Here is a 21,987-nt window from a genome sequence, read left to right on the forward strand (position 1 = left end):
GAATGCTATGACCTTTTATTTTTAAAATAAGGTATATAATTGCTAAACGTTCTTTTGAACATTTCTGTAACACCATTGCTGGTTATTGTTGCGCCTGAAATGGCATCCACGCCATGCAGATTAGTTGGAGAGGCACCACCTTTAATAACGGTCACCGAAACGAAATTTCCCGATTCATCAAATATTTTTTTTCCGATGAACTGCTGCTGAAATTTTTCTGTTTCAATTTCGGCGCCAAGCCCGGGTGTTTCACTTTTATGACCAAAGCTGGCGCCGTAAATCGTGTTCATATCGCCTTCAAGAGAAACATATCCCCATATTGGTCCCCATAATCCCTTACCTAGCACAGGAATGATATAAAAAGATTTTCCACCTTTATTACAAATAAAGAGCGGATATAATTGTTCATCGGTTTTGCCAATTTTAATTTTGTCCAGTTCTTTTTTAAGGTCTATATCAAACGCAGCAACTTTTCCGGTCACTTCTTTCCCTTTATTATTTAAAACAATTTGTTTGGTTATATATTGGTTAAAAAATTGCTCAGCCTCTCCAGTTTCAGCATGCACGGAAATACTGGTCAAAATGTTTTTCATTTTTTCTGTCCTAATATTTTTTGCCTGATACGGAGCAAGACTAATAGCCGCTACAGATAACAGTATGGCAATAAACACTACCAGACCGGAAGAAAAAAGAAATGTGGCTTTATTGCTGTCTTTATGCATTTTGATTTTGTATCGGCTTTACCCTTTTTAGTCTTCGTTTAATATTTGCTGCAACTATATAATGATCTATCAACGGTGCCATTACATTCATAAATAAAATGGATAACATCATCCCCTCGGGATAGGCAGGGTTAAAAACCCGGAACAGGATGGCAAACATTCCTATTAAAAAACCATATATGTATTTTCCTGTATTCGTTTGTGTAGCACTGACCGGATCGGTGGCCATAAAAATGGCACCAAATGCGAACCCTCCTAAAACTAGATGATGCAGTGGCGTTATCTGCATGAGCGTATTCAATCCAAACAGATTAAAAATAAGTGCCATTAAAAATCCGCCTACAAAAACGGACGACATAATCCGCCAGCAGCCAATACCCGTGTATAATAAAATGGCCGCACCAATCAAACAGGCAATTGTAGATGTTTCGCCTATAGAACCGGGAATGGCGCCAATAAAGGCATCCATAGTTCTGGGAATTTTATCAGCCAGACCCGCCGCGGCATTTCCCAATGCGGTCGCTCCGCTATACCCATCAACTAAAGTCTGCCCTTTTTCTAAACTTGTGTTGATCCATACCTCATCACCCGACATTTTGGTTGGATAAGCAAAAAAAAGAAAGGCTCTGGCCGTAAGTGCCGGATTTAAAATATTCATGCCAGTACCTCCAAAAACTTCTTTTCCGATGATCACCGCGAAAATTGTTGAAACTGCCACCATCCATAATGGCACATCGACAGGCATTATTAATGGAATTAACATCCCGGAAACCAAAAACCCTTCGTTAATAGTATGTTTCCTTATGATGGCAAAAATAAATTCTGTTGATAAGCCGGCAACGTATGAAACAACAACCAACGGCAACACTTTGATGGCGCCGAAAAAAAAATTATCCAATAATGAAGCGTCTATAATTCCCAGAGCCTGATGATGCTGATATCCGACATTCCACATACCGAATAAAAGACAGGGAATTAAGGAAAGTACAACCAAAATCATGGTGCGTTTTAAATCTATGGAGTCACGTACATGAGCACCTTTGCTTGCCGTGGTGTGATCGGGAACAAAGAGAAAAGTCTCGAATGCATCGAATGCCGGATAAAATTTTTCCAGTTTTCCCCCTTTTTCAAAATTGGGTTTTATATTGGTGAGTAATTTCCTAAGTGGCTTCAAATTCAAATTTTTTTGATGATAAATTCAGTTATCTACCTATTTGCGATGACAGATATACATTACAAATCAACGCCTTAATACTATTTTAACTTTTTGTTCTATTTATTTTGAATAAATGATAGCTACCAGCTTTCTTTTTTAAAATTGATTTGAATAAAATATAAATCAATTGCTGTCAACTGAATTCTTTGCGCATCATATCGAGTCCATGGCGTATGATTTCCTGTGATTTTATCTTTGATGTACAGACCAATTCACAGAGTGCAAAATCTTCTTCCACCACTTCATAAATACCCAATTTTTCCATCATATCTATATCTTCAATTAATATTGATTTTAGAAGCTGTACCGGGTAAATATCCATCGGGAAAACTTTTTCATATTGGCCAGTCATAACGAAAGGACGTTCTTCGCCATGCAGATTGGTATTCAGGATGTGTTTTTTATTGGGTGTCAGCCAAGAGAAAAAAGTACGGGACAAACTGAATTTATTAAAGCCCGGAGTCAACCAACCCATAAACTCAAATTCATTGCCTTCAGGAATAACGGTTATTTGTGAATCGTAAAAACCTAAATAACCATCGGCGGAAATTTGATTACCGGATAAAATAGTACCGCTGACGATTCTGTTTTCTCCCTTATGCAAGCCACCATCAGCAATAATTTTTTTTATCGAGCAGCCTACAATGGTTTTATAATATTTTGGTTCTTTAATCTGTGAACCGGTTAAAGCAATCATTTTTGCCGCATCAAATATTCCTTCATTAAATAATTTACCAATGATTAACACGTCTTGTGGATTAATATACCAAACTGCTTCTCCTTTATTTACCGGATCAATATGATGTATTTGTACACCCACATTTCCCGCAGGATGGGGACCTGATATTTTGTTGAGTTGCACAATCTTTGCATTTGCAAAAATGGCAGCAGGAGCGGGATTGTCCCTTACATTCAAATGTATTTTTTCATCGGTTAATTTTTTTAATGCATCCAGCCCGGTTTGAAAATCAATTTCTTTACCTGACATGATAAAATCATTATCGGGAGCCAATGGATTACTGTCAAAAGCAGAAATAAAAATAGATTTTGGTCTGTCACTCGGATTGGCTATAATTCCATATGGACGTTGACAAATAAATGGCCAAACACCACTATTCAATAGTTGTTCAATAACTTTTTCTCTATCAATTTTAGTAGGATTTAATTTTCCAAATGAGGCATATTTAATTTCCCTGTCTGCCAGTATTTTAATTTCCAGGATCACTCTTTTTTCTCCTCGAAGAATTTCGACCACTTCGCCACTAACCGGAGAACTTACTTTAACGGTTTCCATATTTTTATTATAAAATAAGGGAGTACCTGACAATACATTATCACCTACTTTGACCAGTAATTTTGGGGTGAGACCAGTAAAGTCGGCCGGTTTTATCGCAAATAGGTCAGCGATGGGCATGTCCTGAACAGTCTTCACAGCTTCTCCTATCAATTTAAGATTCAATCCCCGTTTAAGTTTAATATATTCACTCATACATTATTTAATTTTGGAGGGTATTAATGATAATTTTCTGAAATTTGACAACTGCTGGTTTACTTAATGCGTTTAAGCGTTTTAATCACAACCACTTGATTTATCGAATAATAAGTAACCAATTTAATGATTTTTACTTTAAAAAGCAATAAAAAAATTTACTTTTTATAAAAAATGGTTGCATGTTGCCTGAGATAATTTGGGTCTGATGAGAAAAATTTTATTATAATTTATTTTGAAACAGAATAAAGTATCAGCATTCCAATCAGAATTGCAAAAGGAGAAATAATTTGAAAATATAAAGGCTTAATGACATCGGCACACTTTAATGAATAATTATGATGGATTTGTCTTGGAATAAAATAAAGAACTACCGAAGTAATAAGCATAAACCATCCAAAAATCTTAAAGTAATCCGGGAATTTGGAAAAATCTGAATTTAAGATTAGAGCAGTTGCCGGTATCATTCTTATTGTTATTTCGGCATAGTTTATAAAATTAGTGCTGCCTGCTTTCCTTAAAATCTGTGTTGCTTTCTTTGGTGCTAAGAGCATCATAAAGCCAACACTGCTAAAGAATATTCCAAAAAGTATAATTATCCATTTTGCGATTATTGTCATCATAAATATTTGTTTTCGTAGCAAATAATCAATAAAAGTTCAATTTATCACTTTAGTTGGAGGCTGTTCTTTGCGCTTGCAGCTGACGTCAGTTTTAATTTATTTTATTAAAATTAATGAATAAATGATGACAATAAGCAGATAGATTCCAACAATTATTAAATTGAGTTTTAAAATTTTTGAATAATTTACCAATTGCTCGTTAACAACTGATTGTACCATGAGAATATTCTGTAAGGAAATAGCGTTTCCAATTGCACTTCCTGTATGAAACAATGCTATTAATAACGGTAAATTGGTTGAGATAATTGCTGCAGATTGAATTGCTTTACCAAAAATAATATTACTCATGGTTGCACTGCCACTTAAAAAGCTGCCGGAAACACCCAGTAAAGGATTAATAAATAATTTTGCAGTGTCATTATAATTATTGAGAAATGCTTGTGCAACTACTGATAATTCGTTCCGAATTAACTGTGCATAGCACACAAGTAATAGAATTGTAATAATTGGTTTTAAAGTTATATGCAGTGTTTCCTTGCATTGGTAATAACATGAGAATTGGCTTTTCACTATAAAAAAATAATACAAAAAACCTGTAAGGATAAAAATAGCACCTGGCTGATATAATGAAACTGGTTTTGCATGATGACTTATAATCCAATAAGAGTCGGAAAGAAAAAACTTTGCAATCAAAAGAAAAACAATGAATGCAAGGTAGGGGTAAAATGTTTTCAACCAAACAAACAATGGCGGATTCTCATTTTTGGGCACATTTAAAAATACAAAAATCAGTAGTCCTATAATCCCTGAGATAACCGATACATACTCTATTGTGAATGTCCCTGTTATCCGGTACAGCACGCCATATATTACTCCGGCTGCTAAAAGCATTTTCCAACTTTTATACCAATTAAGTTTTGTTCCTTCTGTTTTTTCGTATAGAAATGCGAGTAAAAAGGGTAATGCAATTGCGGGTATAAAATTAAGCAGAACCGTATATTTCACAACGGCATCCGGCTCGTAAATTCCTAAGCCTACTTTTAACGGTGTACCTAACGCACCAAAAGTAACGGCTGTTGTATTAGCTGCAAGTGGTAATATTATGCAAGTTAGTGGTTTGAAACCCAAAGATAAAAGCATTGGAGCAATGAGCATGGCGGGTATTCCAAATCCCGCAATCCCTTCCATAAAACTTCCTAAAAAATAGCATAAAATTATCACGACAGAAAGTTTGGACGAAAAGGAGGACATGATTTTGTTTAAAGTTTCAAAATAATTGTTTGCTTGCAATAATGTGTAAAAGAGGTACGCTCCAAACAACAAAAAAGACAACTCCACAGAAATGATAATGCCAGTAATTATCGGGGAGATAATGTAATTATAATCAATATGATAAAATGATTTTACAGCAACATATACCAATAATGCCATTGCAGCACCCAGCCATACCTTGCGCAGGAATAATCCGCAAAATATTAAAATGAAAAGAGAACCCAACAGATTATAGATTTCCATCATCCAATAATGTTATCAATGAAATACCATTTAAAGACCATTGGTCGAGATTGCCAATAGTTGTGGCGGCAATACCGCTTAATGCTTCGTTAGTCAAAAATTCCTGAAGTCCTGTAATCAGAACATCTTCATATGAACCTAATTTTTCAAACAGTTTATCTTGTATTTGCGTGCTGGAGCGTACTGCCTTAACATCACCTTTCTGTTTAACGCCAAAAGCATGGCAACTGCATGTTCGGCAGTCTTTAAAACCGACCGTAACTTACTCATTTTCATTATTCTGCCATAATAAATAATCAAATATAGCATTTATTTGCCGTGAATTATCAAACTTTATGTACTTCTAAATTCCCTCCTACATAAAAATTTACTTCCGCTGTAATGCTTTAAAATAAGTTTTTATACTATTTCAACGGTGATGCCCGATTATTCAAAAAATTGGAAACAGTGTAAGTGTATTTAAAATTAAACGCAAAAATTTTTTTCCAACTGAATAACATTTGTAAATCCAATTGGAGAAATATCAGGAGTAATACATTAAACTAAAATGAATTTAATGATCAGAAACAGCACTAATTGATTGATTTTCATAATTTTAAACAAGAATAAACACTAGAAAATCAACTTATTTTTAGCTAAATTTACCATAATTATTGAATTCCGTTCAAATAGCAGTAGATGTAAAAAAAATAGAATTGATGTGCGTTTTTATAATAATAAAAAATATAATCATGAAAACAATACTTGTACCCACAGACTTTTCATCCAATGCAAATAACGCATTAAAATATGCTAATGCCTTTGCTCGGGCGGCAAACCACAAAATACTTCTGCTCCATACCTATATTCCAATTTTAGGAAGTTACAACAGGATTTACGATGTAATTGCCGAAGAAAATGTCAGAATAAAAAAAGAAATTCATAAAAATTTAGATGATTTGTGCAAAAAATATGTTGATGTATCTTGCCAAAATTTGGCTACAGTAGGCGATCCCATTGATACGATTTTAGATGTATCCATAAAAGCCAAGGTTGATTTAATTATTATGGGAACTCATGGTGCAAGTGGTTTAAGACAAATATTGTTTGGCAGTAATACCGTGGGTATTATTTCACAATCAACCATTCCTGTGCTTGCTGTTCCTCAGGATTATAGTTTCAGTAAAATAGACACCATCGTTTATGCTTCCGACTTAAAAAATACTTTTAATGAACTGAAACATATCATTCCAATCGCAAAACAATTAGATGCAACCATTGAAATACTGAATTTGAATTATGAGTACAATAATACCGATGATGAGAGACAAACAATACAAAAGAAAATAAAATCGCTTAGTTATAAAAAAATTAAATTTATTGAACAAATAGCTGCCCTCGATCAAACTATGGCCGATCAAATAAAAAATTATTTGGCAGAACATAAACCGCAAATTTTAGTTATGTTTCCTGAAGAAAAAACCTGGTTATCCAAAATTTTTATCATTAGTAACACTAAAGATGTGGCAAATCAATTAAAATTGCCATTACTTTCAATCAAAAAAATAACAGTTAAGCAAAAAGATTTAACTGTCTAATTTAAGATTAGTTACTATAATTAAGACTTTGACAAAAGTATTTTTATAGAATACTAAATTCATAAACCCGTAGGGTAAAATTATTAAAAAAGTCAGTTCTGCCCAAGCTTCGAGATTTTGTGGAGCAAATCAGTAAGTCACAGCTAAATTTTATAATTAAAAAACAACGTTTGGTTCTACAGTACTATTACAATTCTAAAAAATATTATTTATTTCTTATGTACGGGCTAGAAAAAATGGTTTAACAAATGAAAACTGATTTTGTAGATGTAAATTATAATTCGCCAGTTAGTTATTAATTTCCTTCAATACGGTATAGAAATTCTTTGGTAATTGGTTTTACCTGAAAGGAAATCACATTCTTATCATTGCGAGATCTGATTATGTCTTCGTTGTCAATGCTGGAGGAAATTATAAACGCTTTATAATGTTTTTCTAAAGCGGGCGACAGTTAGACCGTAAGACCATCTTAAGCAAGAAAAGTATAATTGGAAAAAATGATGTCAGGTTTGAACGTATGAAGTGCCTCTGTATACTTTTTTTGTTTCAACAATTTCACCAATAAAATTGACTTTCCCTTTTTTTAATTCATCTTGAATCAATTCCATGTCATTGGAATCATGTTCAATAATTAATATTTTAGTTTTTCATAGGCAGAATTAATTTTAGAAGTAGTTAGGGGAAATACTTTAAAATGTAATTAAAAAAACATAATAATAAGATAATAATTAATAGAGTGGGCAAATAGTACGCTGTTTTACAAGCAAAAGTAATAGGTGTTATGTAAGCAGTATAAGTGTGGTAAAATAGCGCTACTTGTTCATTTGTTATCTATGTTGAAACTTTTTGTTTAATAATGAAAAATAAAGATTCTTTAAAAAACACTTCTCAACAGGATAAAAATACAGATTATGACATAATTTTGTAAAATCAAATTACGAAGTCCAGCATTGTGAGGGTCTACCGAATCGTATTCATTTGTTGTAATCATCTACATAAACCAAATTTTATGGATTCAGATACTTTTATTTTCTGCCTCGAAGCCGTTGCTGATGTAGAAATTATCACCGCCACCGAAGTGGTAAAAAACTTAGAGCTATTGGCCTTTGAACAAGGCATTACAAGCATTTATAAAACCTGCGATACCATCGAAGGATTGGAAGAAAGTTTAAATGCTTTGCTTTATGAGGACCATAATTTTAAGGATTATGAAATAATCTATTTAGTAGTGCAAGGCGAAGGAAATAATATTTGCCTGAATGAGTATTACTATAGTTTAGAAGAAATAGCCGAGCTCTTTGAAGGGAAAATGAAAGGTAAAATTTTGCATTTTGCCAATTCAAAAGTATTAGACTTAAGCGATGAAGAAGCGCAATACTTTTTAGATATTACAGGAGCCCGAGCTGTTTCCGGCTATGGCGCGGCACTCCATAAATTAACCAGCAGTACCCTCGACAAAGCTTTCTTTAGCTTATTTGAAGAACAAGATAATGTCTTAGAAAATGTAGAAGAATTATATAAAAAACACTATGCCCTTTGTCAGCTACTCGATTTTAGATTGTATTATTAAAAATGGAAAAGTGCGTGAGAAGTTTACAAAAACTTATCCTTTACTTCCTTCACTTCCCTTCTCAATTCCATTATTATGTCTTTCAAACTTTCCGGATTCAAATCATCAGGCCTAAATTCTTCGGTAGCCAGACTGCAGGCAAATTCCCAAATCTCCAGGATTTCTGAAGCTTTTACTTCATACGATTTATAATAGGCATTATCCGAATGAAGTACTAATGCGTTTTTTCCGTTTTTGTTTAATCTTTTATAAACAATTCCTTCGTTTTTGGTCAGCAAGATATACGTCTTCCCATCCATAACATCCCCCAATTTTTCAATATAACGCCCTACGATAAAAAATCCGCTTTTATGGGGCGGCATAGAATCCCCTTCCACAGGGAAAGCCCTGAATTTGCCATTGCGCAACCAAGGTAACGAAATATGCTGCAGGCTTTCAATAAATTCAGGGTCGGAATATCCCGTAAGATAACCGGCTCTGGCTTTATGAGGAACAACTTCGATAAAATTTTCTCCCTTATTATCTACAGTAATCGGTAACAATATTCGGTTATCCTCAAGTTTTAATAAATCATCTAAAGGTATTTTCCGCACATCCACAGAAAGCAACAGGTCTATACTGATGTGATAGTAATGCGATATTTTCTTGAGTATTTCATAAGGGGCTTCCGAAGTCCCGTCCTCATATTTGACATACCTTCCTCTGGTTATGGTTAATGACACGGCTAGCTTTTCCTGCGAAATTTTCTTACTCATTCTAAGGTTTCTGATATTATCGGAAAATAAAGACATATTTATTTTGTTACAATTTGTAACAGCAAATATAAACATTTTTGTTACAATCTGTACTAATTTTGCAGTGTATAAAAAATGAAATGAGCATGGAAAGAGCAATTGTACACATGGATTTGGATACTTTTTTTGTGTCCTGCGAAAGGCTGGGAAATTCAAAACTGGAGGGAATCCCTTTGATTATTGGCGGTGGGGATCGTGGCGTTGTGGCTTCTTGTTCCTATGAAGCCCGGACTTTTGGAGTGCGTTCCGCAATGCCTATTAAAATGGCACTCCGCCTCTGCCCTCAGGCAAAAGTAATGAAAGGTGATATGGAACTGTACTCCAAATTATCGCATGACGTAACCGAAGTCATCCAAGAAAAAGCACCAATTTTAGAAAAGGCCAGCATCGATGAATTTTACATCGATATTACCGGAATGGATAAATTTTATGGAGGATATAAATGGACTAACGAACTGGCACAATCAGTTACCAAAGAAACGGGATTACCAATAAGCTTTGCACTATCAATAAACAAAACCGTTTCCAAAATTGGTACCGGAGAAGCCAAACCAAAAGGGAACTTAGAAATACCCGAAAATAAAGTACGGTCTTTCTTAAATCCGCTTTCGATCCAAAAAATACCCATGGTGGGCGATGTGACTTTTCAGCTGTTATCCAGAATTGGAATCCGCACGATTCAGACGCTTTCAGAAATGCCTGCCGAAGTATTGCAACGAATGATCGGGAAAAACGGCATCGACATTTGGAAAAAAGCCAACGGCATCGACAATAATCCGGTGGAACCCTACACGGAACGGAAATCCATTTCAACGGAGCATACTTTTAGTCAGGATACCATTGATATTCCAAAATTAAAATCAATACTTATCGGAATGGTGGAGAAACTAGCCTTCCAATTACGCTCGGAAGAATGGCTGACTTCCACTGTGGTCATTAAAATTAGGTATTCCAATTTTGATACGGAAACCAAACAATGCAAAATAGCCTATACCTCCGCCGATCATATGCTGACTAAATCGGTTACCGATTTATTTGACAAAGTATATCAGCGTCGCATGAGGCTAAGATTGATTGGAATTCGTTTCAGCGGATTGGTTAGAGGAACTTATCAAATCAATTTATTTGAGGACACCGAAGAAATGCTGTCGTTGTATCAAGCGATGGATAAAATGAAAACGCGTTATGGCTTTGATGCCGTAATGCGGTGTGCCGGAGCCACATTCAAACCAAATAACAAATCGGAAATTTTAAAACGCAAAATATAACACGATGTACCTCAACTGCCATTCTTTTCATTCCTTGCGCTACGGCACAATTCCACTGTTGGATCTTATCCAGCAGGCTGTTGTTTGTGGGGTGAAAACAATGGCATTAACTGATATTAATACGGTTACCGGTATTTATGATTTTACAAAATCATGCCACGATGTTGGAATAAAACCACTCGTAGGTATCGAATTTCGCTGCAACCATCAATTGCGGTATATCGGCTTGGCTAAAAATGCGAATGGTTTAGCGGAAATGAACCGCTTTTTGACCCAACATAATTTTGAGGGAACTTCCTTACCATTGGCAGCTCCTGAATTTAAAGATGTGATTATTATTTATCCTTATGAAAATAGACCAGCAGAATTAAAAGACCATGAATATATAGGAATTTCTCCCGATCAGCTTGCTAAATTGTTTCTTCCACAATGGAAGGCTTTAATCGATAAAATGGTGGTTTTGCAATCCGTTACCTTTCGTACCAAAAGAGAATTCAATTTGCATAAAATTCTTCGAGCTATTGATACCAATGTTATCTTGTCCAAACTTACTGAAGCCGATTATTGCAAGACGTCTGAAGTAATGATTCCTTTGGAGGAACTACTTTCAAAATTTGAGGAGTATCCACAAATTATTGAAAAAACGCAGAACCTGATGGATCAGTGTCATTTTGAATTCGACTTCAAAACACCCAAAAACAAAAAATACTATTCCGGAAGCCGAGAAAGCGACATGCAGCTTTTGACAAAACTCGCTCATGAAGGATTAATCAAAAAATACGGTATCGATAATCCGCAAGCAACAGCAAGAGTGGAAAAAGAACTAAAGGTGATTGATCAACTGGAATTTAGCGGCTATTTCCTGATCACTTGGGACATCATTCAATACAGTATGAGTCAGGGCTTTTTGCACATCGGTCGGGGTAGCGGAGCCAATAGTATCGTGAGTTATTGCCTGGGCATCACGGACATCTGCCCCATTGAACTCGATTTGTATTTTGAACGTTTCCTGAATGTGAATCGCAAGAGTCCCCCTGATTTTGACATTGACTGGTCCTGGAAAGAGCGCGATACCATTCTCCGATACATTTTTGATACCTATGGTACCGATCATGTCGCTTTTTGCGGAACCAACGTTGAGTTTAAATACCGCTCCATATTTCGGGAAGTGGGTAAGGTTTTTGGTTTACCAAAGGAAGAATTGGATGCACTGGCTAAAAACCCAATGCAGTTGCATGATAGCAATCAAATCGTAAAGCTAGTGCAGGAATACGGAATGCTACTCGAAAAATACCCCAACCAACGTAGTATGCATTCCTGTGGCATATTGATTTCGGAAGAACCCATTACCAATTACACGCCTTTGGAAATGCCTCCAAAAGGGTTCCCTATTGTCTTGTTCGACATGCACATTGCAGAGGATATTGGTTTTGAAAAGTTTGATATCCTTAGTCAGCGCGGGATTGGTCATATCGATGACAGCGTGAAGCTAATCGAAAAAAATCAGGGGATTAAAGTCGATATCCGAGATACTGCCATATCAAAAAATGAAGCTAAGGCAAATCACTTTTTGAGTCATGGTAAAACGATTGGATGTTTTTACATCGAAAGTCCGGCCATGCGTGGCTTGTTGCGCCGTCTCAAATGCGACAACTATAAAATCCTTGTTGCGGCTTCCTCTATTATTCGCCCGGGTGTAGCACAATCCGGTATGATGAAGGAATACATTTTCAGGCACAATCATCCCGATAAGTTCGAATATTTTCATGACGTTTTTAAGGAACAACTTGGAGAAACTTATGGGGTGATGGTCTATCAGGAAGATGTAATCAAGATTGCCTTGCATTATGCTGGACTACCCGCTGCCGATGGTGATATTCTGCGTCGGGCCATGAGCGGGAAAGGACGCTCCAAAGCCGCATTGCAAAAAGTAAAAGACAATTACTTTGCCTGCTGTGCCCAAAAAGGACATCCAGTAAAGTTGAGTGAAGAAATATATAGACAGATTGAGTCCTTTGCTGGTTATTCCTTCTGTAAAGCGCACTCGGCTTCTTATGCCGTGGAAAGTTATCAAAGCTTATATTTAAAAGTCTACTACCCTATTGAATTCATGGTAGCGGTCATAAATAATCAGGGTGGATTTTACCGTACCGAAGTATACGTGCATGAAGCCAAAATGTCGGGTGCAACCATTCAGAATCCATGTGTAAACAAGAGCGACTTTGAAACTACGGTATATGGCATCAATGTATATTTGGGTTTCATGCATTTGGAAGGGTTGGAAAGTAAAGTAGCGAATGCCATCGTTAAAGAACGGCAGGAACGTGGGGAATTTTGCTCTTTAGAAGATTTCATCAACCGCATTCCAATAGGTATTGAAGGGATCCAAATTTTGATTTTTATCGGAGCGTTCCGCTTTACCGGGAAAACAAAAAATCAATTATTAGTGATTGCCAGACTCATTCTGGTCAATTTCAAACCCGAAAATAGAAATCTAATGCTGCTTCAGGAACCAATCAAGGAATATACGTTACCTGTATTGGAACGCTCTCCTTTTGAAGATGCTTTTGATGAAATCGAACTGTTGAGTTTTCCCGTTTCCTGTACTCCTTTCGATTTATTACAGACTAATTATCGGGGCGACGTAATGGCGAAAGATTTACTAAAGCACCATAAAAAAACGGTGAAGATGCTTGCGTATCTTATTTCCAGAAAGCATGTGCCTACCAAAATGGGAACCATGTATTTTAGTACTTGGGTAGACATAGAGGGCGAATATTTCGATACCGCACATTTTACTAAAAGTTTGGAAAAATATCCGTTTCAAGGCGGCGGCTGCTATTTACTTTTGGGAACCGTGGAAGTGGATTACCACTTTCCGACTATAACCATTTCCAAAATGGCAAAAATGCCGTTCATCCCAGATCCAAGGTATTCCAATACTAGCGACCGACAATATAAAGTACACGAACTGATTCGGGAAGATGTCAGCATGACGCAGCGGGCACCATATCCACAGGAGCATGAGATTAATTTACCAAGGCACAAAATGGAGGTGGGTCCAAAAAAAGAGTCTGTTTGATTCTTTTAGTAACTAAAATTGCAGTGCTTTAAACCTTTACACAAGATTATCAATACCATTCACGTTATATATTAGATGAAAAAACAGGAATACGCAATAGTAGACATAGAAACCACAGGCGGTAATGCAAGTAACAGCCGCATTACAGAAATTGCCATTATTATCCATAACGGAACTAACATAATCGACCGATGGGAAACGCTCGTCAACCCAGAAAAGGAAATACCCCTTGCCATTTTTTCGCTAACTGGCATTAATAATGAAATGGTACGTGATGCCCCTATTTTTGATGCCATTTCTGAAAAGGTTTTAGAAATGCTTACTGGGCGCATTTTCGTTGCCCATAATGTAAACTTTGATTATTCCTTTGTTCGCCACCAACTCGAAGCTAGCGGATTCAAATGGACTGCGCCAAAATTGTGTACCGTTCGAGCAGCACGAAAAATTAAGTCGGGACTGGCTTCGTACAGCTTGGGTAGACTTTGCCATTCATTAGACATTCCTTTAACAAACCAACACCGTGCCGGCGGTGATGCGGATGCAACGACCATACTATTTTCACGTTTGCTAGAATGGGACGTTGAAGGAGTAATCGAAAAAATGATAAAAAAGACATCTCAAGACCAGCGCTTCCCTCCTAACCTACCGCCTGCTGATTTTGAGGAGCTACCTGAAAAAGCAGGTGTATATTATTTTTATGATCAGACAAAGAAAGTAATTTACGTAGGAAAGGCAATTAACTTAAAGAAACGGGTCGCCTCCCATTTCAGTGGTCATAATGTCACGCCACAAAGGCAAAATTTCCTGCGAGATATTCACGGTATATCCTTTGAGGTTTGTGCTACCGAATTAATGGCGCTGTTGCTGGAATGTACCGAAATCAAGAAGCTATGGCCGACTTATAACAGGGCACTCAAACGCTTTGATCCTAAATATGGACTTTTTGAATATGAAGCCCGTAGCGGATATAGATACTTGGCAATTGGAAAATTAGGCAGATTTCAGGCAAACATAGAATCTTTCAATAGTTTGTATAAAGGCATTAATCTGTTGCGCAGCCTGGCCGAACAATTTGGCATTGATAACCGCTTTTGTAACTATGGTATGGAGGATCATGGTGAATTTACCCTAAAACCGGGCCGGAACGATTTACCTGAAATGGAACAACACAACGAGCAAGTCGAAAATGCCATTACTTTTTTAATAAAAAACAGGCCAAGCTTTGCCATTATTGATAAAGGCAGGACTGCTGAAGAACGCAGTTGCATTTGGGTTGAAAACGGTCACTTTTATGGTATGGGATATTTCGCTTCTGACATTGGATTTACGGATTCCTCTGAGATAAAGGATCATGTCACACCGTACAAGAGCAATCAATACAGTATGCATTTAATCCTTACTTATGCCGAGAAATATCCGGATAAAGTTTGTTTTTTACAAAACCATAGTGAATTATGACACTCTTTAATGATACCGAAATATTTACTTCAGGCCTTGCCGGCAAAAAGGTTTTTGACCTTCCCGATACAGAACTGCTGCTACATGACAACTTTTTTAACAAAGAAGAGTCCAATCATTATTACACTACCCTTCTCCAGGCCACGCCATGGCAGAAGTACGCTATGGAGATTTATGATAAAACAGTTACTGTCCCACGAATGATTTCTTGGTATGAAGACAACAACAATCTGGGTGCTGACCTTAAAAAACCTAATTGGACTCCGGAATTACTTTCTATAAAAGATAGAGTAGAAAAAGAAACACAGAAAAAATTCAATAGTGTTTTATTAAACCTTTATCGCAATGGTAACGACGGCGTAGGATGGCACAGCGACCGCGAACAGAATTTTGGTCCCAATGCAATTATTGCTTCAGTAAGTTTCGGCGAAACCCGTATGTTTCGTTTACGACATAAATTCAGGAAAGAAATTCCTTCGGTTGAAATTCCTTTGCATCATGGTTCACTTTTATTGATGGCAGGAACTACCCAAAGCTTTTGGCAACATCAGGTTCCGAAAACAACAAAAGATATTCTGCCACGCATTAACCTTACTTTCAGAAAGATTGATAGGTCATTATAACAAATAAATCACTAAAAGCTTAAAAGCTCTTTTAAGTACTAGCGAAAGTTAACAATATTTAAAGATTTTTAAACAACCCGCGTGCAATCACTATTTTCATAATTTCATTCGTTCCGGCATAAATGCGTGCCACGCGATTATCAGCATACATGCGCGCAATTGGATAGTCCCACATATAACCATAGCCTCCAAATAATTGCAAGCATTCATCAACGACGTGTCCGCACATGTCGGTCGCCGAATATTTAATCATCGACGCACTTTCAGCTGTTAATTTATGGTCCACTAATAATTCGATACATCGATCTAAAAAAGCCTGATGTATTTGCATTTGGGTAGTACATTCCGCCAGTTTAAATTGGGTATTTTGAAATCCGGAAACAGCCGTACCAAAAGCAGTTCGTTCTGTAGTGTAAGTGATGGTGCTTTCGATGGCGCCTTCAGCAGTTGCGACTGCCATAATCCCGACTGTCAGTCTTTCCCGGGCCAATTCCTGCATCATGATTTTAAATCCTGTTTTTTCGTCTCCAAGTCTGTTCTCCTTTGGAACTTTTACATTATCAAAAAATAATTGTGCCGTATCTTGAGATTTCATACCAATTTTTTTGAAAGGAACACCTTTACTAAACCCTTCCATTGCTGAATCTAAAATAAGTAAGGTTACGCCTTCTTCATCTGTATTGTGATTGGTTTTTACGGCCACTATAACCATATCGCACATAAAACCGTTGGTTATAAAGGTTTTTTGACCATTCACCAAATAATAATCACCTTTATCTTCGGCCGTTGTTCGAATGGCTTTCAAATCACTCCCGCAACTAGGCTCCGTCATTGCAATAGCGGTAATGATTTCCCCTTTGGCCATCATTGGCAAATATTTTTGCTTTTGATCCTCCGTTCCATAAAATAATAAATAAGGAGCTACAATATCGGAATGCAACGAAAAGCCAGGACCAGTTATTCCTTTTTTGGCAAAAGCTTCAATTAACAACGCATTAAATGTAAAATCCAATCCTCCGCCCCCATATATTTCTGGTATGTCCAGACACAACAGTCCTAATTCCCCGGCTCGTTTCCATATTTCACGGGATACCATCCCATTTTTTTCCCATTCGTCTAAACGATCCATTATCTCATTTGAAATGAATTCCTGAATCATCTCTTGCATCATTTTATGCTCTTCGGAGGCATAAATCTTTCGTTCCAATAGTATGTTTTGCAGCATTTTTTATGATTTTTAAATTAGAGTTGCTTCGGCCGATTCATATGTTAATTTACGATATAAGAATCAACAAATCAACATAATAGCAGTATTTATTCTATTTAAATTAATAAATTTACCAAAGTTTTTTAATTTTGATAAATCACTAAATCATCTTGCAATGACATTGGATAAATACAACCAGAAACGTAATTTTGATTCCACTGGTGAACCCCAAGGTGAAGTCGAAAATTCACAAAACGATTTGATTTTTGTTATTCAAAAACATGCTGCCTCACATTTGCATTATGATTTTCGCTTAGAATTACATGGCGTTTTAAAAAGTTGGGCAATCCCAAAAGGTCCTTCAATGAACCCCGACGACAAACGACTTGCAATTATAGTGGAAGATCATCCTTATGCTTACAAGGATTTTGAGGGCACAATTCCAGAAGGAAATTATGGTGCCGGAACTGTTATTGTTTGGGATAATGGAACTTATACAATACCTGAAGAACAATCCAAAGTAGCTACTGAAAATAAATTAAAAGCAGATTTAGAGAATGGACATGTCAGCTTTACGTTAAACGGAAAAAAATTAAAAGGTGAATTTTCATTGATTAAACTAAAAAACAAAGAAGACAATTCATGGCTTTTAATTAAAAAAAATGACTCGTATGCGACGGATATCGATATTTTAAAAAAAAATAAATCAGTACTCTCCAATGCAACTTTAGAGGATTTAGAGAAAAAAATTAAATACTAATTTCAAGACAAAAAAAGAATTTTATTGTATGTTGCCGCAATAAAAAAAATGTTACTTCCGTGCCTATTTAATATTAAGCATGAAATTTATATTCCAAATAAGCGATGTACTAGAATTTGTTTTCACAATTTTGACTTTTAAAACGAGCTCCTTTTTTGATAATTATATAAGTGGTGCTCATCAAATTCATTATCTAAAATTAGTTTCCTTAAAACTTAATATTCAGTTCTGCAAAAAAAGCATTTTAACTGTGAACCATATCTTTACATCATTTTATTTATTTTTTTGTAATTTTGATTAAAGTTTCTAAAAAGTTTAACCATTAAAGCTTTCGAACTTCGTAAAGCGATACTTTCTGAAATAATTTAAAACCTGGAGCTCACCAAAATGATTCTGGAAAATTACTTTCAATGGCAATTTTGTGTTCTTCAGTAGCAAATCGATACTTTAAAAGCGTACTTGTTTTATTATAATTTAAAAATAAATCTATGCGAGTTCCTGTCGTTCGAAAAAATGTACAATTTACCCCTGATTGCAGCAGGGTTGTCACAAGGTATTTTATGAATGGCGATCAAAGAACCCAAAAAATGGTGAGCCATATCATGATGATGAATGAAAAACAGGTGGCCGAAACCTTAGAACATACCCTTCGTGAATTTGCCAGAAGACATCGGAATATTTCAAACATATTTTTTAGACATTGTGAAAAAATCAAGGGACTAATTGAAGCAATGCAAATCAATTATGATGACCTGTCAGTTGAACGTAAAATGCTTATCGGCTCCTATTGCACCATGGAATATGCGATAGAATCTGCAGCCTTTTTCAACCCATCAATCGTTGAAGATTTCGACCAGTCTAGTTTAGAGAAGGGACAAAAGCGTGTTATTATTTCTTTCCGGGCTACTGGGGAAGGTCATATCTCCTCTATTGTATTTAGAAGAGGAGTACTGGATAAGAATAACGATCTTCACATGATAAAAGTTGGTGACAACATTGATAAAGCAGAGATTGTGCACAAAAAAATATTCAACAAAAATAGATTTATAATGAAATTGGCAGAGATGCATACGCCTGATAAATACTTTATTACTATAACTAAGGATTTACCTGATGAATTTGAATATTCTGCCTTGAAAAATTTAGTATTGAAAGCTTTAAGTGATGAAAAGATTAGTCTGGAGCGAAGAACTTCACTCGAAGAAATTCTCTGGTTGGCGGATTCCTTTTATGATATTCAGTTTAAACATGATTCCGACATCACTGAACGAGTCATATTTCCGATTTCCGATTCTGAGAGTCGCGGTATTGAAGATGCGCGTTTCGTTCGCTTTACAGATGATGATAAATCCGAAAAAATAATTGGAACTTATACCGCTTACAACGGTCACACGATTCTTCCAAAATTGATTGCTACTGAAGATTTTTACACCTTTCGCGTTATGCCTTTGCAAGGAGCCGGAGCTCAAAATAAAAACCTGGCTTTATTTCCAAAAAAAATAAAAGGGGAGTTTGCAATGCTTTCAAGAATTGATGGTGTAAACAATTACCTGATGTATTCTGACAGAGCCAACCAATGGAACAACCCTGTTATGATTCAAGAACCTCGCTATCCATGGGAATTTACACAAATTGGTAATTGTGGATCGCCACTTTGGACCGAAGAAGGTTGGCTGGTCATAACTCATGGCGTAGGTGCAATGAGACGATATTGTTTGGGAGCTTCACTGTTTGATCTTGATGATCCTTCAAAGGAAATTGGAAGACTAAAAGAACCCTTGTTATCACCATTGGAAGATGAACGCGAAGGGTATGTTCCGAATGTGGTGTATTCTTGCGGTTCGATTATTCACAACAACACCTTAATTTTGCCCTATGCTGTATCTGACTATTCCTCTACTTATGCAACTGTGGATATGCTGGAATTAATGGATGCTTTGAAGAAAAGTAAATGATTTTTTTTAAATAAATCTCTTTTGTTTTTTGGATTAAACAGCTATAAGTAAGCTGTACGTTTTATTTGAATTTTCCAACATTATATTTCTTATCTCACTTTTTCAAACAAAGACACTCAGCGATAAAAAATCTAAAAATTGCATTCTAATCTTTCCGCTTCTCATTTTCATTCCATTAAAAAATTAAGATTTTTTAACTTGGAAAAAATGCTGTCTGACCTATGACATTCCCTTTCTTACTTTAAAGAAAACGACAGTAAAATCCTTAAAAAGGTTGTAGTTTTGCAATTACGCATCAAAATAATTTTCATCATTTTATTTCCGTTAAAACAGAAGATGTAATTCTTTGGAAAATCGTCACCTATAAAATTTAAACATCTTCAAACTTATGGAAATCCTAAACTCAATATTAAAACTCTCAGCCGGAATAGGTTTGTTCCTATTTGCCATCTATTTGGTCGAGGTCTCCCTAAAGAATCTCTCCGGAAGAAGTTTTAAACTTTTTTTACAAAAAATAACCAAGAACAATATTGGTGCAGTAGCAGGTGGGACGATAATAACTGCAATTCTTCAAAGCAGCTCGATGGTTTCATTAATGGTTCTGGCATTTGTGGGTGCGGGTGTATTTACTATGAAAAATGCGATGGCTATCATTCTCGGAGCTAATTTAGGTACTACAGTTGCCAGCTGGCTTGTGGCCACACTCGGTTTTAAAACGAATATTGAAATCATTGCCTATCCTGCGGTTTGTGTGGGTGGCTTTCTTCTGATTATGTTTGGGAATCGAAAAACTACAAAATATTTAGCCTATTTTCTTTTGGGATTTGGCCTGATGTTCATTGGCCTTTCCTTCATGAAAACGGCGATGGAATCACAGGTACAGCACGTTGATTTCTCGCAATATTCCGATATGCCGTTAATCGCTTTTCTATTTCTAGGTTTTTTAGTCACCTTAATTTTGCAGTCCAGTTCGGTAACCATGATACTTACTCTAAGCGCACTCCATGTTGGAGCTATTGACTTTCCCATGGCTGCCGCAATTGTGTTGGGCGGTGAAACAGGCACCATCATTAAAATTATCGTAAGCGCAATTGGTGGAAATGCCACTAAAAAACGAGTGGCACTTGGCAACTTACTGTTCAATATATGTATTACTGTAATTGTCTTTGCATTGCTGAAACCAATATTATATCTGATAACGGATATCATAAAAATCAAAGATCCGCTCATTGGATTGGTATCATTTTCGACACTGATCAACCTTCTTGCCATCATCGTTTTCCTTCCTCTTCTCGATTTATTTACTAAATTTTTAGAACGCTTTTTTAAAAATACCGATGGTTCGATTACAGCTTTTATTAGCCATGCCTCTATCGCTGAAACCGAAACTGCACTAGATTTATTTCAGAGAGAAACCATTTATTTTATCCATAATTCAATGCTGCATAATCTCGAGTTATTTGATATTGAAACAAAATCACTTGAGGAAAACAGTGAGTTTAAAGAAGTAAGTGGGACTAAGATTTTTTTGTCTCAAACCAAAGACGAAAAATATGAATTTCTCAAACAACTGCAAGGTGAACTTCAGGCTTTTTATCTAAAATTGAGAGCAAAATTACAAGACCAGCAGCAAGCGGAACTTAACCAGATGATTTCTGCCGTTCGCAGCGCGATGCACTCCGTGAAAAGTGTTAAAGACATTGGAACTAATATCAAAAATCTGCGGGAATCATCTAAAGATATTAAGCACAATTTTTTCATGCACCACAAAAAAGAAATTGAAAATCTATACATCAAGTTAGATAATTATCTTGGTTTAAATAAAAAAGCCAATTTTGAACAGCTACAGGAAATTTTTGATGCTATTCAGCAAAATTACAGCAGTGCCCTAAATAATTTTTACACTGAGGCACAAAATGCAGCAATTGAGAATATCGATATCACTACAGTTATCAACTTTAACAGGGAACTTTTTACCTCTAATAAGGCGTTGCTCATGGCCATAAAAGAAATTGACTTAGATGAAAAACAAGCCGAAAATTTTAATGAAATTCCAATTTATAAAACCTAAATAAACGCGGGAAGACCATTCTTGTAACCAAAAATTTTACAACATTATTTTCAAATT

The 21,987-nt window shown here is 36.0% G+C and carries 16 protein-coding genes; 9 read left to right on the forward strand and 7 right to left on the reverse strand.

Annotated elements, in window-relative coordinates; genetic code table 11:
• Positions 1-5: 5 nt before the first annotated feature.
• The 5 genes from nqrC to E0F89_RS14410 form a co-directional block, all read right to left on the reverse strand.
• On the reverse strand, positions 6-722 hold the full coding sequence (nqrC, locus tag E0F89_RS14390; RefSeq protein WP_131910472.1) for an NADH:ubiquinone reductase (Na(+)-transporting) subunit C: 717 nt from the start codon (positions 720-722) through the stop codon (positions 6-8).
• Entirely contained in the window at positions 715-1,896 is a 1,182-nt protein-coding gene (locus tag E0F89_RS14395) for an NADH:ubiquinone reductase (Na(+)-transporting) subunit B (RefSeq protein ID WP_131910473.1), read from the reverse strand. The genes nqrC and E0F89_RS14395 overlap by 8 nt, the downstream gene beginning before the upstream one ends.
• 175 nt (positions 1,897-2,071) lie before the next feature.
• Positions 2,072-3,427 (reverse strand): Na(+)-translocating NADH-quinone reductase subunit A, encoded by a 1,356-nt coding sequence (locus tag E0F89_RS14400; protein WP_131910474.1) that lies wholly within the window; start codon positions 3,425-3,427, stop codon positions 2,072-2,074.
• Between the two features lie 230 nt (positions 3,428-3,657).
• Positions 3,658-4,050: a hypothetical protein gene (locus tag E0F89_RS14405; protein ID WP_165930041.1), complete on the reverse strand. Its 393-nt coding sequence runs from the start codon at positions 4,048-4,050 to the stop codon at positions 3,658-3,660.
• Between the two features lie 96 nt (positions 4,051-4,146).
• Positions 4,147-5,568, reverse strand: coding sequence for an L-lactate permease (locus E0F89_RS14410; RefSeq protein ID WP_131910475.1), 1,422 nt, complete (start codon positions 5,566-5,568; stop codon positions 4,147-4,149).
• A gap of 728 nt (positions 5,569-6,296) precedes the next feature.
• On the opposite strand from E0F89_RS14410, the gene E0F89_RS14415 reads away from it, so the two are divergent.
• Both E0F89_RS14415 and E0F89_RS14420 read left to right on the forward strand, forming a co-directional pair.
• Positions 6,297-7,142, forward strand: a complete 846-nt coding sequence (locus E0F89_RS14415) for a universal stress protein (protein ID WP_165930042.1) — start codon at positions 6,297-6,299, stop codon at positions 7,140-7,142.
• A gap of 1,009 nt (positions 7,143-8,151) precedes the next feature.
• Positions 8,152-8,712 carry a DUF6642 family protein gene (locus E0F89_RS14420; RefSeq protein ID WP_131910477.1) on the forward strand — a complete coding sequence of 187 codons (561 nt, stop codon included), beginning with the start codon at positions 8,152-8,154 and terminating at the stop codon, positions 8,710-8,712.
• 23 nt (positions 8,713-8,735) lie between these two features.
• On the opposite strand, the gene E0F89_RS14425 is transcribed toward E0F89_RS14420, so the two are convergent.
• Entirely contained in the window at positions 8,736-9,503 is a 768-nt protein-coding gene (locus tag E0F89_RS14425) for an XRE family transcriptional regulator (RefSeq protein ID WP_131910478.1), read from the reverse strand.
• Positions 9,504-9,592: 89 nt separating this feature from the next.
• Here E0F89_RS14425 and dinB point away from each other — a divergent pair, with 89 nt between their 5' ends.
• The 4 genes from dinB (at position 9,593) to E0F89_RS14445 (ending at position 15,937) form a co-directional block, all read left to right on the forward strand.
• A complete protein-coding gene (dinB, locus tag E0F89_RS14430; RefSeq protein ID WP_131910479.1) occupies positions 9,593-10,774 on the forward strand; it encodes a DNA polymerase IV in 1,182 nt (393 codons plus the stop codon).
• A gap of 4 nt (positions 10,775-10,778) precedes the next feature.
• Positions 10,779-13,856, forward strand: coding sequence for a DNA polymerase III subunit alpha (locus E0F89_RS14435; RefSeq protein ID WP_131910480.1), 3,078 nt, complete (start codon positions 10,779-10,781; stop codon positions 13,854-13,856).
• Positions 13,857-13,931: 75 nt separating this feature from the next.
• Positions 13,932-15,314 carry an exonuclease domain-containing protein gene (locus E0F89_RS14440; RefSeq protein ID WP_131910481.1) on the forward strand — a complete coding sequence of 461 codons (1,383 nt, stop codon included), beginning with the start codon at positions 13,932-13,934 and terminating at the stop codon, positions 15,312-15,314.
• Positions 15,311-15,937 carry an alpha-ketoglutarate-dependent dioxygenase AlkB family protein gene (locus E0F89_RS14445; protein ID WP_131910482.1) on the forward strand — a complete coding sequence of 209 codons (627 nt, stop codon included), beginning with the start codon at positions 15,311-15,313 and terminating at the stop codon, positions 15,935-15,937. The genes E0F89_RS14440 and E0F89_RS14445 overlap by 4 nt, the downstream gene beginning before the upstream one ends.
• Before the next feature lie 58 nt (positions 15,938-15,995).
• Here E0F89_RS14445 and E0F89_RS14450 read toward each other — a convergent pair whose 3' ends face one another.
• Entirely contained in the window at positions 15,996-17,162 is a 1,167-nt protein-coding gene (locus tag E0F89_RS14450; RefSeq protein WP_131910483.1) for an acyl-CoA dehydrogenase family protein, read from the reverse strand.
• Positions 17,163-17,319: 157 nt separating this feature from the next.
• Between E0F89_RS14450 and E0F89_RS14455 the strand changes: the two genes are divergently transcribed.
• From E0F89_RS14455 to E0F89_RS14465, 3 genes are all read left to right on the forward strand, one after another.
• Positions 17,320-17,904, forward strand: a complete 585-nt coding sequence (locus E0F89_RS14455; RefSeq protein WP_131910484.1) for a DNA polymerase ligase N-terminal domain-containing protein — start codon at positions 17,320-17,322, stop codon at positions 17,902-17,904.
• A 488-nt stretch (positions 17,905-18,392) separates the two neighbouring features.
• On the forward strand, positions 18,393-19,859 hold the full coding sequence (locus E0F89_RS14460; protein ID WP_131910485.1) for a glycoside hydrolase family 130 protein: 1,467 nt from the start codon (positions 18,393-18,395) through the stop codon (positions 19,857-19,859).
• A gap of 388 nt (positions 19,860-20,247) precedes the next feature.
• Positions 20,248-21,930, forward strand: a complete 1,683-nt coding sequence (locus tag E0F89_RS14465) for a Na/Pi cotransporter family protein (protein WP_131910486.1) — start codon at positions 20,248-20,250, stop codon at positions 21,928-21,930.
• Positions 21,931-21,987: the final 57 nt, after the last annotated feature.

Source organism: Flavobacterium caseinilyticum (assembly GCF_004349085.1).
In the GTDB taxonomy this organism is placed as follows: domain Bacteria; phylum Bacteroidota; class Bacteroidia; order Flavobacteriales; family Flavobacteriaceae; genus Flavobacterium; species Flavobacterium caseinilyticum.

Bases quoted from the DNA above. Each gene is read 5' to 3' on its own strand.
- nqrC (WP_131910472.1), bottom strand. From the start codon at position 722: ATGCATAAAGACAGCAATAAAGCCACATTTCTTTTTTCTTCCGGTCTG.
- E0F89_RS14400 (WP_131910474.1), bottom strand. From the start codon at position 3,427: ATGAGTGAATATATTAAACTTAAACGGGGATTGAATCTTAAATTGATA.
- E0F89_RS14405 (WP_165930041.1), bottom strand. From the start codon at position 4,050: ATGATGACAATAATCGCAAAATGGATAATTATACTTTTTGGAATATTC.
- E0F89_RS14410 (WP_131910475.1), bottom strand. From the start codon at position 5,568: ATGATGGAAATCTATAATCTGTTGGGTTCTCTTTTCATTTTAATATTT.
- E0F89_RS14415 (WP_165930042.1), top strand. From the start codon at position 6,297: ATGAAAACAATACTTGTACCCACAGACTTTTCATCCAATGCAAATAAC.
- E0F89_RS14420 (WP_131910477.1), top strand. From the start codon at position 8,152: ATGGATTCAGATACTTTTATTTTCTGCCTCGAAGCCGTTGCTGATGTA.
- E0F89_RS14425 (WP_131910478.1), bottom strand. From the start codon at position 9,503: ATGTCTTTATTTTCCGATAATATCAGAAACCTTAGAATGAGTAAGAAA.
- dinB (WP_131910479.1), top strand. From the start codon at position 9,593: ATGGAAAGAGCAATTGTACACATGGATTTGGATACTTTTTTTGTGTCC.
- E0F89_RS14435 (WP_131910480.1), top strand. From the start codon at position 10,779: ATGTACCTCAACTGCCATTCTTTTCATTCCTTGCGCTACGGCACAATT.
- E0F89_RS14440 (WP_131910481.1), top strand. From the start codon at position 13,932: ATGAAAAAACAGGAATACGCAATAGTAGACATAGAAACCACAGGCGGT.
- E0F89_RS14445 (WP_131910482.1), top strand. From the start codon at position 15,311: ATGACACTCTTTAATGATACCGAAATATTTACTTCAGGCCTTGCCGGC.
- E0F89_RS14450 (WP_131910483.1), bottom strand. From the start codon at position 17,162: ATGCTGCAAAACATACTATTGGAACGAAAGATTTATGCCTCCGAAGAG.
- E0F89_RS14455 (WP_131910484.1), top strand. From the start codon at position 17,320: ATGACATTGGATAAATACAACCAGAAACGTAATTTTGATTCCACTGGT.
- E0F89_RS14460 (WP_131910485.1), top strand. From the start codon at position 18,393: ATGCGAGTTCCTGTCGTTCGAAAAAATGTACAATTTACCCCTGATTGC.
- E0F89_RS14465 (WP_131910486.1), top strand. From the start codon at position 20,248: ATGGAAATCCTAAACTCAATATTAAAACTCTCAGCCGGAATAGGTTTG.